Source organism: Bacillus sp. AM 13(2015), assembly GCF_001518755.1.
GTDB classification, from domain to species: domain Bacteria; phylum Bacillota; class Bacilli; order Bacillales; family Bacillaceae; genus Bacillus; species Bacillus safensis.
Genome location: NZ_LKCP01000073.1, coordinates 20334 through 36624 on the forward strand (window position 1 = coordinate 20334; position 16291 = coordinate 36624).

Here is a 16291-nt window from a genome sequence, read left to right on the forward strand (position 1 = left end):
AAAGCCGGGGGATATCCCAGGCTTTTTATTTTTAAATGAAAAACAAATCCTTCCTTTCCTTTTGTTCTATGTGACGACTGGTGAAGTATGTTATACTACACACGGTACACTGTTCGAAATGGAGGGTATCGGTGAGTAAATACACTTCTCAAAATAATCACACACAAGTCGTCCAGCTTTTTCAAGATGGGCATTACTTTTTTCATAAAGGTCTTAAAGCATATAGAGAAAGAAATTTGTCTAGGGCAAGTAAGCTAATACAGCGGGCTATCGTACTTGAGCCTGAAAATGTAGAAATGTTGTCACAGCTTGCCATTATTTATACTGAAATGGGTCATTACCAGCAATCAAACGAACTGCTTGATTTCATCCTCGAACACATCGATGAAAACATGTCTGAGTGTCACTACTTTAAAGCCAATAATTATGCCAATCTCGGACTATTTCAAGAGGCATATAAATCAGCTACTGCTTATGCCGCGCTGGAAGAGAACGGGGAATTTGCGGATGAAAATGACGACCTTCTTGACTTGCTCGATATGAGCGACGAAGAGAACGAAGATTTTCCTTATGATCAGGATGACCTGATTGTGAAGCAGGATCAAGCAAACCATTTGCTAGAAAGCGGCAGACTCGATGAAGCCATTGAGATGCTGGAACAGATGATTGTTGAGTATCCAGAATTTTGGTCAGCGTATAATAATCTCGCTTTGGCCTATTTTTATTCTGGTCGAATCCATCAGGCGAAAGAAATGTTGAACCGGGTCCTTCATGAAAATCCCGGTAATCTGCATGCCCTTTGCAATCAGCTAGTCTTCTACCATTATGAAAAAGAAGAAGAGAAGGTCAACAAGTTAGCGAAGCAATTAACGCACGTGTATCCAATACTAAGTGAACAGCGTTATAAGCTTGGTGCAACATTTGCCCTTGTAGGAGAATTTGAATGGGCCTTTAAATGGCTTTATTCTTTGTACAAATCAGGTTTTCAGGGAGATAGTACATTTTTATACTGGCTTGCAAGCGCAGCCTATCATACAGGTCACAAGACGCTCGCCCAAACGGTTTGGGATAAGATGGTCGAAGAAGACATCGACGCAGATGAAATCAAGCCGTGGCAGGATAAACCTGAGGTGACTGAGCCAATAGTCTCAATTGAGGAACGGCTGACTGCGTATTATGTCAGTAAACAAAAAGGGGAACGTGACGTTCTGCAGTCTGTCCTTGATGCACGCGCAGCGAAAACGGCCTTTGAACAGCAATTCATAGAACTGCTTTTGTATGAAGATGAAATGAAAGAAAAGTCTTTTTCAGAAGATGCAGTTTTTGCAAAACAGGCGGCATCTAGTTTGGAGGAAGCCGTTCAGCCTGACAGCCATATGCCTTATTTTTGGTTATTCCATATTATTCAGCAGGCACGTGCTTCTGGTATTGATAAGAAAAATGCGCCTGCCTGGGCAGCAGCATCTTATTATCTATGGATGAATGAACAAGAAGAATCAGCTGTCAGCAAAAAAGACATTGCGTCTGCTTTTCAGATCAGTGTTCAAACACTGTCAAAATACGAACGAGAAATCTGTACGTTAATTGATTAAATAGGTAAATAGATTCAGAACATCCCAGCATGGCCGAAAAGGTCATGCTTTTTTCTTGGATAAAAAGGTGGGATTTGCAAGGAATTGGCGAAGTATGACAATCACGACATGTTTTTGAAACATAAATGTAATAAAAATATTAGCTCATTTTGTCGATGTCTCATGTATAATGAAAATCGTGGATTAAAACAAAGATAGATATTTAAATATTTTACTATACATAATGAAACACCTAGTGATAGAAACAATCTGGTCAACATCTGACTGAACAATCAGGAAGAAAGACATAGAGAGCACAGATTGGTCGCAGAGAATTTGCTGCTTTCTAATGTCGCTTGGGAAATTGTCAAAGGAGGAACTATTTGTGAAAAAGTTTATTACTTTCGGTTTAGCTTCGGTGATCGGAGCGAGCGGTTTATTTATTCCATTTACACATGAAGCAAACGCACAGAACTTTGAACAAAAGAAACAAGAACTAGACAGCAAGCAATCTGAGGTAAACAAGAATCTTCAAAAGAAAAAAGAAGAGCTTTCAAAGCTTGAAGCAAAACAAGAGGCACTTGCACAAAAGCTTAAAGATATTGATGAGAAAGCTTTAAAAACAAGTGATCAAATCGAAGAAAAACAAAAAGAAAATGAAAAAACAAAAAAAGAAATCAAAGCACTGAAAAAAGAAATTGCTGATACAGAAAAACGTATTGAAGAAAGAAACGAGTTCTTGAAAAAGCGTGTACGTGCCCTTCAAGAGAGCGGCGGTTCTACGAAATACATAGATGTATTACTAGGAGCAAAAAGCTTTAGCGATTTCATCAGCCGTGCAGGTGCAGTTTCTACACTGATCAACGCAGACAGTGAAATCATTAAAGAGCAGGAAAAAGACAAAGCAGAGCTTCAAAAGTCTGAAAACGAATTAAACACAAAGCTTGAAAATGTGCAAAGCACACTTGCAAAGCTTGAAACACTTCAATCAGACCTGAATAAACAGCTTGATGAAAAAGACAAGCTATTCAAGCAAGTGAAAAAGCAAAAAGGAAGTGCTTTTTCTGAAATCAGCGAGTTAAACAGTGAGGCTAACAGCATTGCATCTGAAAAGGACGCAACAGTAGCTGCACAAAAACAAGCTGAAAAAGAAGCTAGAGAAGCAGCTCAAAAAGCAAAAGAAGAAAAAGCGCAAAGACAACAGCAGCAGCGTCAAGCTAGTGTTCAAGCGGAAGACAACAGCTCAAATAACGATAGCATCCCATCTTCAAGTAACAGCGGGTCATCTAATAACAACAATAACAATAATAACAGCAACAGCAGTTCACCAAGCAAGAAGCCATCTACTGGCGGTGGATCACCTGTCAGCAGTAACGTAGGCGGAATTGAAGGTGCAATCAGCACAGGTTCTACTATTGTTGGACAATCTCCATATAAATGGGGCGGCGGCAGATCACAAGCCGATATTGACGCACGTCGTTTTGACTGTTCTTCATTCGTTCGCTGGGCATTTGCATCAGCAGGTATCAACCTTGGACCAGTTGGCGGTACAACAACAGATTCGCTTGTAGGTAAAGGAAGAGCTGTAAGTGCATCTGACATGAAACGCGGAGACCTTGTGTTCTTTGATACGTATAAAGTAAATGGACACGTTGGTATTTACTTAGGAAACGGTACATTCTTGAACGATAACAGCTCTCGCGGTGTTTCAGTTGACTCAATGAGCAACGTATACTGGAAAAAAGCATTCAAAGGCGTTGTAAGAAGAGTCGTTGAATAAATCATTACTTTTTATATAACCGTAAACAGGCTTCCTTAAACAGCAGTTTAAGGAAGCTTTTTCTTTTTTTGAAGATATGAGCAAATGATTCGCTTATTCCCCGCAGATTTAATAGGATATGGGTAAGGAATAAAAACTAAGAGTGGAAATGATGCTCTCTGTCATGAATGGAAGCATCACCCAAGGGCATTCTAATAAGAAATGCGAGCAGCAATTGAAGAGGGAGTGACAGTTGTGTCAGAAGAAAAAATCTACGATACGATCATCATTGGAGCGGGTCCTGCCGGAATGACAGCCGCTGTTTATACATCACGGGGAAATCTTTCAACATTAATGATTGAAAGAGGAATTCCAGGCGGACAAATGGCGAATACGGAAGATGTCGAGAACTATCCTGGCTTTGAAAGTATTTTGGGGCCGGAACTTTCAAATAAAATGTTTGAGCATGCGAAGAAATTCGGTGCAGAGTATGCGTATGGCGATATCAAAGAAATCGTGAACGGTGAAGAATACAAAATCGTCAAAGCCGGCTCAAAAGAATACAAAGGACGCTCTGTCATTATCGCGGCAGGGGCTGAATACAAAAAAATCGGTGCACCAGGTGAAAAAGAACTTGGCGGCCGCGGCGTATCATATTGTGCAGTATGTGACGGAGCATTCTTTAAAAACAAAGAGCTTGTCGTCATTGGCGGCGGAGATTCTGCTGTAGAAGAAGGTGTGTATCTCACACGCTTCGCTTCTAAAGTAACGATTATCCATAGACGCGATAAGCTTCGTGCACAAAGCATTTTACAAGCACGTGCCTTTGATAATGAAAAAATTGACTTCATGTGGAACAAAACCGTCAAACAGATCAATGAAGAAAACGGGAAAGTCGGCAGTGTGACATTGGTTGATACGGTGACTGGTGAAGAAGAAGAGTTTAAAACAGACGGCGCCTTTATCTATATCGGAATGCTGCCACTGTCTAAACCATTTGAAAATCTCGGCATTACAAATAAAGAAGGCTACATCGAGACAAACGAAAGAATGGAAACGAGAGTGGAAGGTATTTTCGCAGCGGGTGACATTCGTGAAAAAACACTTCGTCAAATTGTCACAGCAACAGGAGACGGAAGTATTGCAGCACAAAGCGCACAGCATTATGTAGAAGAGCTTGCTGAAAAACTCAAAGCAACGAAATAATTGGCTGTCGTAAATCCTTAATATAGCGTCATGGGCTTTTAACTGGAATGTAACACGGGTGAAATAATTTTCCGTTATGATAAAACTAGTAATTGACCCCCTTTTATAAGGAATACATGTTTGGCACGGATGTGAATCCGTGTCCTTTTTTTTGCCTAAAATCAGAAATTCACGAGATGTTCACAAATGACGCATGGAGAACCGTTAGATGCTGTAAAATAAAGAGTAGAGAAATGGCTCGTTACATCATTCAAACGAAAACCCGTCTGTTTTCGGGGAAGAACGGGCATGTTCATTGTGGGAGTCAGGTTGAACCTGTATAATAAGTTAAAGACATAAAAGAGTAGGTGACAGCTGATGCAACGAGTAACCAATTGTGTGCTGCATCACGAAGATCAAGTTCTCTTGCTGCAAAAGCCAAGACGGGGCTGGTGGGTAGCACCGGGCGGCAAAATGGAAAGCGGAGAATCGGTCAAGGATTCAGTCGTTCGAGAATATAGAGAAGAAACAGGTATTTATATTTTAAATCCGCAGCTGAAAGGTGTTTTTACCTTTATCATAAAAGAAGGCGATCAAATCGTTCAAGAGTGGATGATGTTCACCTTTATGGCAGATTCATTTACCGGAAAAAACGTAACAGAGTCAGAGGAAGGCATTTTAAAATGGCATGACGTAAAGGATGTGCCTCATTTGCCGATGGCTCCAGGAGATTCCCATATTCTTGATTTCATGCTCAAAGGAAAAGGACTTCTGCACGGCACTTTTACGTATACACCCGATTTTGAGCTGATTGCTTATCGGTTAGATCCTCAGGGAGAATAATACATGAACCGTTTTCATAAAGAAGGAGAGGAAGCAGGCATGAATACACACAAACAAGAAGATATTCAGCTTGTGATTATTACAGGAATGTCAGGTGCGGGGAAAACCGTCGCCATTCAAAGCTTTGAAGATTTAGGCTACTTTTGTGTTGATAACCTGCCGCCATCACTTTTACCGAAGTTCCTAGAGCTCATGAAGGAATCGAATTCCAAGATGAGCAAGGTCGCTCTTGTGATGGATTTGCGCGGACGCGAATTTTTTGACAGCTTAATTGCGGCATTAGATGAAATGAATGATCTTGATTGGATCACGCCAAGAATTCTATTTTTAGATGCAAATGATAAGGTACTTGTCTCAAGATACAAAGAAACGAGACGTTCGCATCCCCTTGCGACAACAGGTTTGCCGCTTGAAGGAATCGCAATGGAGCGCGAGCTGTTAGAGGAGTTAAAAGGCCGGTCTCAAATGATTTTTGATACATCGGATTTAAAACCAAAACAGCTGCGAGAAAAAATCGTCACGCACTTTGCCACAAACCAAGGACAGGTGTTTACAGTAAACGTGATGTCCTTTGGCTTTAAATATGGTCTGCCGATTGATGCTGATCTTGTCTTTGACGTGAGATTCCTGCCGAATCCTTACTATATTGAGAGTATGCGTCCACAGACTGGAAACGATGAAGAAGTGCGCTCCTATGTGATGAAATGGAGTGAAACGCAAAAATTCACAGAGAAATTAATCGATCTTCTCAGCTTTATGCTTCCGTCGTATAAGAGGGAAGGAAAAAGTCAGCTTGTGATCGCCATCGGCTGTACAGGCGGGCAGCATCGATCTGTAACGCTTGCCAACTATTTATCGGAGTATTTTAAAAACGATTACTATACACATGTCACTCACCGGGACATTGAAAAGAGAAGCAGAAAATAGATGACGACACTACCAAAGGTGGTCATTCTTGGCGGTGGCACTGGCTTATCTGTTTTGCTCAGAGGGCTAAAAACGAAGCCAGTGGACATTACCGCTATAGTAACGGTTGCTGACGACGGAGGCAGCTCAGGCAGACTGCGGCATGATTTGAATATTCCCCCTCCAGGTGATATTCGAAATGTCCTTGCGGCTCTCTCTGATGTTGAACCGCTTGTAGAAGATTTATTTCAGCACCGTTTTAACAAAGGGAATGACTTAACAGGCCACTCACTCGGCAACCTCATTCTTGCGGCCATGACAAATATAACCGGTGATTTTTTTCATGCCGTCACTGAAATGAGCAAGGTTTTAAATGTGAGAGGAAAAGTCTTGCCAGCAGCAAATTCAAGTGTTGTTCTTCATGCGGAATTAGAAAATGGGCAAATGGTGACAGGAGAATCGAAAATTCCCACCTATGATGAGCGAATTAAACGAGTGTTCCTCACACCCGATACGATTGAACCGCTGCCAGAATCTATTCAAGTCATTCGTGAGGCGGATTTGATCGTCATTGGGCCTGGCAGTCTGTATACGAGTATTTTGCCAAACTTGCTTGTCCCGCATATTGGAGAAGAAGTGATTCGCTCAAAGGCGAAAAAAGTGTATATATGCAATGTCATGACGCAGCCGGGGGAAACGCTTTCCTACAGTGCAGCTGATCATGTTCAGGCATTAAATGATCATATGGATCGTCCATTTATCGATACGATTTTTGTGAACAATAAAGAAATTCCAGAAGAAATTAAAGCAAAATATGCAGAAGAACAGGCACAGCCTGTCCAATTCGACACAGATGCACTGAAAGCAATGGGACTAGAAGTGATTCCTGGAGAAATCATTACATATGACCAGCATGTCATTCGTCATGACACGCTGAAAGTAGCCTCGCTGCTTGTCGATCTACTGCATCAGAAAAAATAGGAATGGGGGTGGCAAGGATGTCATTTGCATCCGAAACAAAAAAAGAGCTGACTAATCTGGACGTGAAGGACTGCTGCACAAAAGCAGAGCTTTCTGCCCTCATCCGTATGAACGGTTCATTATCTTTCTCTAATCGAAAATTGATTTTAGACATACAGACAGAGAACGCCGCCATTGCAAGACGTATTTATACGCTGCTCAAAAAGAAATACGATGTGACAGTCGAGCTGCTCGTCCGTAAAAAAATGAGATTGAAAAAGAATAACGTGTATATTGTCAGACTGGTAGAACGAGCGAAAACCATTTTAGAGGATTTGAAAATATTAGGTGAGCAATTTGTATTTGAGCGCAATATTTCAGAAGAGCTCGTGAAGAAAAGATGCTGCAAGCGCTCCTATATGAGAGGTGCCTTTTTAGCAGGCGGTTCTGTGAATAATCCAGAAACGTCCTCCTATCACCTTGAGATTTTTTCACTATATAAAGAACATAATGATGCCCTTTGTGAGCTGATGAATCAATTTCATCTCAATAGTAAAACACTTGAGCGCAAAAAAGGGTACATTACGTACATGAAGGAAGCAGAAAAAATCACGGAATTTTTAAGTGTTGTGGGCGCTCATAACTCACTGCTTCGCTTTGAAGATGTGCGTATCGTCCGAGACATGAGGAACTCCGTCAACCGGCTCGTCAATTGTGAAACAGCAAACTTGAATAAAACGATTGGTGCATCACTGCGTCAGGTCGAGAACATTCAATTTATTGATGAAAAAATTGGACTTGATGCCCTGCCGGAAAAGCTGCGTGAAATTGCTAAACTGCGAGTCGACTATCAAGAAGTCACGCTGAAGGAACTTGGAGAAATGGTGGAAAGCGGCAAGATCAGCAAGTCAGGGATTAACCACCGTTTAAGAAAGCTAGATCAAATCGCAGAACAATTACGAAACGGACAAGCTGTTACACTCAAATAGGAGAATGAAAAAGGGAGGCAGATCATATGGTGGAAAAAACGGTCACCATCCAGCTGAAAACAGGCTTACAGGCACGTCCAGCTGCTTTGTTCGTACAAGAAGCCAATCGCTTTGGAGCTGATATTTTTCTAGAGAAAGATGGGAAAAAAGTCAATGCGAAAAGCATTATGGGTCTTATGAGTCTTGCGATCAGCTCTGGGGTTACTGTCACACTGATTGCAGATGGTGCGGACGAACAAGAAGCCATTGAGGCGTTAACAGATTTTATCAATCAAGAAAACTGAGTCTCTTCAAAGGCTCAGTTTTTTTAGGAGGGAATGTCATGATTCAATCAGCTTTTTTACAGAAGATCGGATATGAAGGTCAGTCCATCACCTTTAATGACTTACCTGTATTATTAAAAAAAATGGCCTATACCTTTCCATTCGAAAATAGATCTGTTCTGAACAAACAATCCTACGCTTTGAATCAAGAAGGGTTGAAGCAGCATCTTCTTGAAGAAAACAGAGGAGGTCTTTGTTACGATCTCAATCCTCTCTTATACTATGTGTTAAAAGAGGCAGGGCTCTCTGTACAGCTTCTTCAAGGGACAGTGTATATCAAAGAAGCGGACACGTGGGCCATTGATGGCACGCATGTAGCCATCATGTTGAAGCATCATAACGAACGCTTTCTCATTGATGCGGGATTTGGTGTGAATTTACCTCTTCAGCCTGTGCCTTTTACAGAAGATTGGGTGGAAGGAGCGTCTATTCGGTTTCGCGTCAAAGCAGAGAAAACCGAAAAGGGGACACATCTACTCCAATTAGATAGGGGAGATGGTGCTGAAACAGGCTATGCTTTCACATTGAACAAGGTGGACGAGGCTGCATTGGTCGAATTGAGACACGAGATTTATGAAAATGAATCCTCTCCTTTTAACAAAAGACCACTTGCGTCAAAGCTCACGCCAACAGGACGTGTGGTCGTTACTGAGGATCATGTCACCACACATGAACATGAAGAAGTGTCGAAAAAGCTGCTTCCGATTCCTTTTGAGGATTACGTGAAAAAGCTTATACCGTAAACCATACTAAAAGACAGCCCCAGATGAAACAGGGCTGTCTTTTTTATTGATTATCGAATACGTGTGAAAGTCGCATAATGGTCTGTTGTTTTGTAAATGAGCCAGTCGCTTGAATACACAAGACGGTCAGCATTGCGGAAGCCTGAAACGTAGTTGATGTCTGCCTCACGCCATGTGCGGTCGCTTGCTGAAGGAAGACGTCCTTCCCGGTTTGAGAAAATATCTCCACCGATGCTTTTACCTGGCGCCACTTCTGCTAGATTTCCCTTAGATGCCACCCATCCGAGAGCACTTGCTTGTGATTTCGTAATGTAGTTATCAGGCAGTCGTTTGTAGCGAATTAAATAATCTGCTACACCATCAAACGTATTAATGACGGCAAGGGTACGTACATCTGGCGTGAGCTGAATAGAAGCATTTTCAGTTGTGGCTGTTGGTGTAAGAGGTGTTTCTGCATGAACTTGCTGCGGGATAAATCCAGAAAACAGAATAGCAGCGATCAGGGCGAACATAGTAAAAACCGAACTTAATCTTTTCATCTTCATCCTCCTATTAAGGAAATCCGATGCCGTCCTCTTGATGCTTGTCTAGCTCATATTATAGCACCCGAACATGAAGGAAATGTAAAGAATCAGGATCTTTGCTAAAATGAGTCTTTTCTCCTGATGTCTCCTAAAGAAATAAATAAAAAGACGCAGTTTCTGCGTCTTTTCAGTTCAAGATGAAGCAAGCTCCTTCACAACATCAACAGGTGCCTTCCCATCTATTCCGTGAATCACATTATGAATGGCTCGTTTCAGCATGAGATCCCTTGTTGTTTCAGTAGCGGAACCGATGTGAGGGGCTAGGGTGACATTGTTCATCTCTTTGAAAGGATGATCCTCTTGAAGCGGCTCCTGCTCATACACATCAAGACCAGCTCCTTTGATCCATCCCTCCTGAAGTGCTTGAATGAGGCTTTTTTCATCCACTGTTTTCCCGCGGGAAATGTTTACAAATAAAGCCGTTTGCTTCATTAACTTCAATTCTCGTTCCCCAATCATATGATACGTTTCCGCGGTCAGCGGTGTAATCAACACGATGATATCAGCTTGTTTTAAAAGATCATCAAGTGCACAATAGACAGCGCCATACGCCGATTCAGCCTTTTCATTCCGGCTTCGGTTATGATAAAGGACGTTCATATCAAAACCATGTGCTGCCCGTTTGGCAACTTGTTCTCCAATACGCCCCATGCCAATAATACCGAGCGTTTGGTGATGTACATCGATACCAAAGATCTCTTCTTCCTGTACGAATTTCGTCCATTTTCCTTCACGGATAAAACGATCAAGCTCGGCAATTCTTCTCGCAGAGGAGAGTATGAGTGAAAAGGCAAGGTCAGCCACGGTATGATCGAGCGTATAAGGGGTGTGCGTACCAATCACGCCTCTTTGTCTCATCACTTCTATATCGAAATTGTCATAGCCGACAGAGTTATTACTCACTACCTTGAGTTTTGGTGCGTGATCTAACAGCTCTTGATCGATTTTCGTCCCAGACGTTAAAAGACCATCAGCGTGCTGCAGCTTCTCAAACAAAATGTCTCTTGGAATAGGGTCTTTAGATTGCCAAACCTCGTATGTACAATGTTCCTTTAGCATTTCCTCAAAAGAAGCAGGTAAGGGTTTGGCGACAAAAATGTGTGGTATCACAGTCAATTCGCTCCTTTCACATGGTTATCTTACTCCTTTTATTATAAAGCAACCATTTCGGCAGAACACGTTTGAATGTTAGCAGCTCAATATTTAATATACTAAAATAACGGTAAAGAAAGACATTTTCTTAGTGAAAAAGTAGATTCATATGCCATCTGATGCATTTTTTATCTATATAAAAATAATTGGATGGTAGAGGAGACATGTGAATTTGCAAGATTTTACGAGAGATTATCTGACAAACTGGAAAATAGATCGAGACTTTTTGATAGAAAATTTATTATATTTGAAATGTATTAAACGGGATGGTCATTTTCTACTAAACCATTTTATTGTCTTTTAGTGTGATGAGAATAATAGATTGAAAACAAACCCGCGTATCCGTTGGGATGCAGCGTAAAATAGAGAAAATAATGATATTTCTTCTCATCGTTTTCTCATTTTTTTCTTTTTTTTCTATCATTTTTCTTCTCTATTCTTGAGAACACGAGAAGGAAAAGGGGGACGGGCACGAGCTTACGTTACTTAAAAAAAGATGGGAGATGGCAAAATGGGATCAAAATTAGAACAGATTCTTCAGCACAATTCAGAGTTTGTGAATGAGAGACACTATGAGCCTTACAAAGCGGGAAAATTCCCTGAGAAGAAATTGGTCATTTTAACGTGCATGGATACCCGTCTTTTGGAATTATTGCCGCAATCTATGGGGCTGCGCAATGGGGATGCAAAGATCATTAAGAATGCGGGCGCCATCGTGACACATCCGTTCGGCAGTGTGATGCGGAGTATCCTTTTAGCTATCTATGAGCTAAAGGCAGAGGAAGTATGCATTGTAGGTCATCATGAATGCGGAATGGCAGGTCTTGCGGCGGATCCTTTACTTGAAAAGGCGAAAGCACGAGGAATCGAAGAGAAATGCTTAAGCATTGTGAAAAACTCAGGTGTCGATTTAAAGGGCTGGCTGACAGGCTTTGATTCAGTTGAAGAGAGCGTGGCCCAAAGTGTGAAATTAGTGAAAGAGCATCCACTGATGCCAAGTGATGTGGCTGTTCATGGACTGGTGATTCATCCAGCAACAGGAAAGCTGGATGTCGTTGTGAAAGATAAACTGATTGACCCGCAGTATACCTAAATCATCTACACATACTTAAAGGAGGCCAACACATACCATGCGTTTTTATGGAAGATTTGAAGGGTACAATTCATCAAAGTTTAGACGCGATTTAATCGCTGGGCTTGTCGTGGGGGTTGTGGCAATTCCTTTAGGCATGGCATTTGCCATTGCATCTGGTGTCGGACCAGAATATGGATTATACACAGTCATCGTTGCCGGCATTTTGATTTCATTGTTTGGTGGTTCAAAGTATCAGATCGGCGGGCCGACTGGGGCGTTTGTTCCAATTTTATTCGGGATCGTCAGCCAGTACGGTATTGAAAACTTGCTTATTGCCGGTTTTATGGCAGGCTGTATGCTTGTATTATTCGGAATATTCAAACTAGGAAAGCTCATGAAATTTATTCCTCGTCCGGTTATCATCGGTTTTACTGCTGGCATTGCTGTCATTATTTTTTCAGGACAGATTGCCAACTTCCTCGGATTAAAGGGTGTTGAAAAACATGAAAGCTTTTTCCTCAATATGAGAGAAATCGTGGTCCATCTCGGTACCACAAACAGTCTCGCCATCATCACAGCCGTCACCGGGCTCATCGTGATTTTGGCGGCACAAAAATACATTCCCAAAATACCTGGTGCTCTATTAGGTCTATTGGCTTCTACGTTTCTCGCCGTTCTCTTCTTTCAAGGACAAGTTGAAACGATTGGCTCTGCATATGGTGAAATCCCTCGTCAGCTGCCAACCTTCGCTTTTCCTGAATTGACGATTGAAAAAATGATATACCTCCTGCCTCCAGCAATTATCATTGCACTTTTAGGCGGCGTGGAATCGATTTTATCCGCAATGGTTGCTGATAATATGAAAGGCTCTAAGCATGACAGCAATAAAGAGCTTGTTGGGCAAGGAATTGCCAATATGGCGGCACCGCTTTTCGGAGGAATTCCAGCGACGGGCGCTATTGCCCGCACGGCAACGAACATAAAAAATGGCGGAGCAAGTCCGATTTCTGGTGTTGTGCATGGCGTTGTCGTTTTGTTAATTTTAATGGTATTTGCGCCATATGCGTCAATGATTCCACTTGCTGCAATGGCACCAATTTTAATGTTTGTTGCTTGGAATATGAGTGAGAGAAAAGAATTTATCAATATTGTGAAAGTGAAAAATGCCGATTCGCTTGTACTTGTCGTGACCTTCCTGCTCACAGTGATCGGTGATTTGATTATTGGCGTCACCGCTGGTCTCATTTTAGCGTTTATCGCTTTTATCAAAAAAATGAGCCAGACGACCAATATCCATACAAATGTTGCTGTTCCTCAGATGGAAACAGCAGCTGCTTTAGAAAAACAGGTAGACGAGAAAGGGATCAGTATGTATTCCATCGAAGGGCCGCTCTTCTTCGGAACAACAGATTCATTGGAAAATTCGATTTTGGACCATGTTCAAACAAAACCGAAAACACTCATTCTGCTTATGAATAAAGTCAATTATATGGACACGTCGGCAGAAGCGGTTCTCATGAATATCTCCAATCGGTTAAAGCATCATAATGGAAAGCTGATGATCGTTGGGCTTCAATCACAGCCTAAGGAGCTTTTGCATCGAACAGGTCTTTTCCATCATATCGGAAAGCAGCATTTCTTTGAACGAACAGATGACATCTCACCACAGCATCTTTAAGGCTTAGAAAAACACGTGACAGCTTGGTCACGTGTTTTTTACTGACTCTTTTTCTCCAGAAAAACGCTTTGTGAGTTTCTGTTGATGAGTGCTGAAGACCTCTTCTACTGTGACGTCATAGAGATCCGCTAAAATGAGGAGGTTTGCTAAGACATCTCCCATTTCTTCAATGAGTTCTTTCTTCAGCTCAGATGATTCCTGTCTCTGCTCATCAGGCCGGTCTCGTCCAATTTCTATTGCTCTAACAGCACGAGCGAGTTCTCCCGTTTCTTCCATTAAGAAGCCTAACCGGATAAACGGTCCATATTCTGTCCAGTTCCTCATTTGATAAAAATCCTTGATCCACTTCTCCATTTCAGTTGTTTGCATTCTCTCTATACAGCTCCTTATATGGTGTTCACTCTTTTGATTTTACACTATATATAGAAGAAACGGCTGTTTCTTTACAAATCATTATAGTAGAATGAGTGAGTGAAGAAATCATAGAGAGAGATGGAGCTGTTTTGATGAAAACGATTTGTGTGTTTGCTGGTTCGAATCCAGGTGTAAACGATGTCTACAAACAAAAGGCTGTAGAGCTGGGGGCTTATATGGCAAAGCAAGGCATTCGTCTTGTTTACGGCGGATCGCGTATTGGGTTAATGGGCGCGATTGCCGATGAGGTCATGAGACATGGCGGACAAGTGATCGGGGTCATGCCTAAGGGGCTTTTTAGAGGAGAAGTCGTGCATCAAGAGCTGACAGAGTTAATTGAGGTAACAGGCATGCATGAACGAAAAGCGAAAATGAGCGAGCTGGCCGATGGGTTTATTGCGATGCCAGGTGGCTTTGGTACATATGAAGAATTATTTGAGGTGCTGTGCTGGGCACAAATCGGTATCCATCAAAAGCCGATTGGATTGTATCAAGTGAATGACTATTTCAACCCGCTTATGGACATGGTGAAGTTTAGTGTACAGGAAGGCTTTTCAAATGAATCACACCTTCAATTGTTACATGCTTCGAGCGAACCGGAGGAATTAATCACGCAGATGGCTTCTTATCAAACACCGTCTCTTCAGCAGAAATGGACGGAGCTGTCTTAAAGTATGTTTAAATGACAAAAAACCGTCTGTTCAAGGAACAGACGGTTTGTGTTGTGATCATTATTTTTGGTCTTCTGTATTACGGGTCAAGACTTTGTCAATGAGTCCGTATTGAAGTGCTTCTTCCGCTGTTTTGAAGTTGTCACGATCTGTATCGCGCTCAATGACTTCAATTGGCTGACCAGTACGTTCAGCAAGTACTTGGTTCAGTTTATCGCGTAAAGAAAGGATTCGTTTTGCCGCAATTTCAATTTCTGTTGCTTGACCTTGGGCTCCGCCTAGTGGTTGGTGAATCATGACTTCACTGTTTGGAAGAGCATAACGCTTACCTTTTTCACCAGCAGCAAGCAGGAACGCACCCATAGATGCAGCCATACCAATACAAATAGTTGATACCTTTGGTTTAATAAATTGCATCGTATCGTAAATGGCCATACCAGCTGTGATTGAACCGCCAGGGCTGTTAATGTAGATAGAAATATCTTTTTCTGGATCTTCAGCTTCTAAGAAAAGCAGCTGTGACACGATGGAGTTGGCAACATTGTCATCGATCGCAGAACCAAGCATGATAATACGGTCTTTTAAAAGACGAGAATAAATGTCGTAAGCTCTTTCCCCACGATTTGTTTGCTCAATGACTGTAGGTATTAAATTCATAATGTTCCTCCTTCACCTTTTAGGTAAGTATGTAATTCTTAATTCAATGATACATTTTTGGTCAATAAAGGTCAAACAAAACGCTGACCTAAATTCAAATACCCCTATCCATTTTCCCCAAAATCATTCCACTTCAAACCATCATATTAGTTTATGTATCCAAAGTAAGAAAATACATCATCATGACGAATGATTAATCATTGCTTTCTCGCAGTATTTCCCTTATAATTTGATATGCTGACGTTCAAAAAACATATCGTGCGCTCGTAGCTCAGTTGGATAGAGCGGTGGTTTCCGGTACCACGTCTGCCGGGGGTTCGAATCCCTCCGAGCGCGTACTTGACCTTGTTTACGATGATAAAGGTTATTCATGAACCCCTCTTCATTTAGAAGAGGGGTTTTTGTATGTTCAATCGGATTCATCGTTCTCTTCTAATAAAGCTAGGGTAAGCAAGTGAAAAAACGATCTTGTTGCAAAACAGCAACATCTATCCGAATATAATAAAATAACCCCCACTCTTAACATAAGGATGGGGGTTATTGCTATAAAGGGGTTACCTGCCTTTTTGGCCTTTCCTGTAAATAGCCGCAGGTATAATTGTAAGAAGAACAATGATAAATCCAATCACGGATACAGTATTTTTTATTGTATTGTCATTCACAGTGAAGTTTGTCACGATCATTGCCGCCAGACAAAGAATGATGATTAAATAACTGTATTTCTCCAAGACTTTCACAAAATATCCCTCCAATATGAATCTATAAAATTGAAACAATTATT

At 41.5% G+C, this 16291-nt stretch carries 17 protein-coding genes and 1 tRNA gene; 13 read left to right on the forward strand and 5 right to left on the reverse strand.

Translation table 11 applies throughout. The features are described 5' to 3' along the window. The first annotated feature begins 131 nt into the window (after positions 1-131). The 9 genes from AOQ70_RS12595 to AOQ70_RS12635 all read left to right on the forward strand — a co-directional run bounded on the left by AOQ70_RS12595 (position 132) and on the right by AOQ70_RS12635 (position 9279). Positions 132-1592 carry a tetratricopeptide repeat protein gene (locus AOQ70_RS12595; protein WP_059376611.1) on the forward strand — a complete coding sequence of 487 codons (1461 nt, stop codon included), beginning with the start codon at positions 132-134 and terminating at the stop codon, positions 1590-1592. A gap of 364 nt (positions 1593-1956) precedes the next feature. Continuing rightward, positions 1957-3351, forward strand: a complete 1395-nt coding sequence (locus AOQ70_RS12600; protein WP_059376613.1) for a C40 family peptidase — start codon at positions 1957-1959, stop codon at positions 3349-3351. Positions 3352-3585: 234 nt separating this feature from the next. Beyond that, a complete protein-coding gene (gene trxB, locus AOQ70_RS12605; protein WP_039183330.1) occupies positions 3586-4536 on the forward strand; it encodes a thioredoxin-disulfide reductase in 951 nt (316 codons plus the stop codon). Positions 4537-4893: 357 nt separating this feature from the next. Then, on the forward strand, positions 4894-5358 hold the full coding sequence (locus AOQ70_RS12610) for an 8-oxo-dGTP diphosphatase (RefSeq protein WP_024423553.1): 465 nt from the start codon (positions 4894-4896) through the stop codon (positions 5356-5358). A 39-nt stretch (positions 5359-5397) separates the two neighbouring features. Continuing rightward, positions 5398-6285 carry an RNase adapter RapZ gene (gene rapZ, locus AOQ70_RS12615; RefSeq protein ID WP_047203874.1) on the forward strand — a complete coding sequence of 296 codons (888 nt, stop codon included), beginning with the start codon at positions 5398-5400 and terminating at the stop codon, positions 6283-6285. After that, the gene (locus AOQ70_RS12620; RefSeq protein ID WP_059376616.1) at positions 6286-7245 is read left to right on the forward strand and encodes a gluconeogenesis factor YvcK family protein; all 960 of its coding nucleotides are present in this window, start codon (positions 6286-6288) and stop codon (positions 7243-7245) included. Positions 7246-7262: 17 nt separating this feature from the next. After that, positions 7263-8213, forward strand: coding sequence for a DNA-binding protein WhiA (gene whiA / locus AOQ70_RS12625; protein ID WP_024423550.1), 951 nt, complete (start codon positions 7263-7265; stop codon positions 8211-8213). A gap of 26 nt (positions 8214-8239) precedes the next feature. Continuing rightward, complete coding sequence (locus tag AOQ70_RS12630; protein ID WP_024423549.1) at positions 8240-8497, forward strand: HPr family phosphocarrier protein; 258 nt, start codon at positions 8240-8242, stop codon at positions 8495-8497. Positions 8498-8535: 38 nt separating this feature from the next. Continuing rightward, positions 8536-9279: an arylamine N-acetyltransferase family protein gene (locus tag AOQ70_RS12635; protein ID WP_059376620.1), complete on the forward strand. Its 744-nt coding sequence runs from the start codon at positions 8536-8538 to the stop codon at positions 9277-9279. 50 nt (positions 9280-9329) lie between these two features. On the opposite strand, the gene AOQ70_RS12640 is transcribed toward AOQ70_RS12635, so the two are convergent. Further along, on the reverse strand, positions 9330-9818 hold the full coding sequence (locus AOQ70_RS12640) for a ribonuclease domain-containing protein (protein ID WP_059376623.1): 489 nt from the start codon (positions 9816-9818) through the stop codon (positions 9330-9332). A gap of 177 nt (positions 9819-9995) precedes the next feature. Continuing rightward, positions 9996-10973 (reverse strand): 2-hydroxyacid dehydrogenase, encoded by a 978-nt coding sequence (locus AOQ70_RS12645; protein WP_059376626.1) that lies wholly within the window; start codon positions 10971-10973, stop codon positions 9996-9998. A gap of 553 nt (positions 10974-11526) precedes the next feature. Between AOQ70_RS12645 and AOQ70_RS12650 the strand changes: the two genes are divergently transcribed. Together AOQ70_RS12650 and AOQ70_RS12655 are read left to right on the forward strand one after the other, a co-directional pair. Further along, positions 11527-12108, forward strand: a complete 582-nt coding sequence (locus tag AOQ70_RS12650; RefSeq protein WP_047203875.1) for a beta-class carbonic anhydrase — start codon at positions 11527-11529, stop codon at positions 12106-12108. A 37-nt stretch (positions 12109-12145) separates the two neighbouring features. After that, complete coding sequence (locus AOQ70_RS12655; RefSeq protein WP_047203861.1) at positions 12146-13768, forward strand: SulP family inorganic anion transporter; 1623 nt, start codon at positions 12146-12148, stop codon at positions 13766-13768. A gap of 27 nt (positions 13769-13795) precedes the next feature. On the opposite strand, the gene AOQ70_RS12660 is transcribed toward AOQ70_RS12655, so the two are convergent. Further along, positions 13796-14137, reverse strand: a complete 342-nt coding sequence (locus tag AOQ70_RS12660) for a MazG nucleotide pyrophosphohydrolase domain-containing protein (protein ID WP_047203862.1) — start codon at positions 14135-14137, stop codon at positions 13796-13798. 137 nt (positions 14138-14274) lie between these two features. Here AOQ70_RS12660 and AOQ70_RS12665 point away from each other — a divergent pair, with 137 nt between their 5' ends. Then, complete coding sequence (locus tag AOQ70_RS12665) at positions 14275-14853, forward strand: TIGR00730 family Rossman fold protein (protein ID WP_041088147.1); 579 nt, start codon at positions 14275-14277, stop codon at positions 14851-14853. A 60-nt stretch (positions 14854-14913) separates the two neighbouring features. Here AOQ70_RS12665 and clpP read toward each other — a convergent pair whose 3' ends face one another. Further along, on the reverse strand, positions 14914-15510 hold the full coding sequence (gene clpP, locus AOQ70_RS12670; RefSeq protein ID WP_024427684.1) for an ATP-dependent Clp endopeptidase proteolytic subunit ClpP: 597 nt from the start codon (positions 15508-15510) through the stop codon (positions 14914-14916). A 260-nt stretch (positions 15511-15770) separates the two neighbouring features. On the opposite strand from clpP, the gene AOQ70_RS12675 reads away from it, so the two are divergent. Further along, positions 15771-15846, forward strand: a tRNA-Arg gene (locus AOQ70_RS12675). 218 nt (positions 15847-16064) lie between these two features. On the opposite strand, the gene AOQ70_RS12680 is transcribed toward AOQ70_RS12675, so the two are convergent. Then, complete coding sequence (locus AOQ70_RS12680) at positions 16065-16247, reverse strand: hypothetical protein (protein ID WP_012011344.1); 183 nt, start codon at positions 16245-16247, stop codon at positions 16065-16067. Positions 16248-16291: the final 44 nt, after the last annotated feature.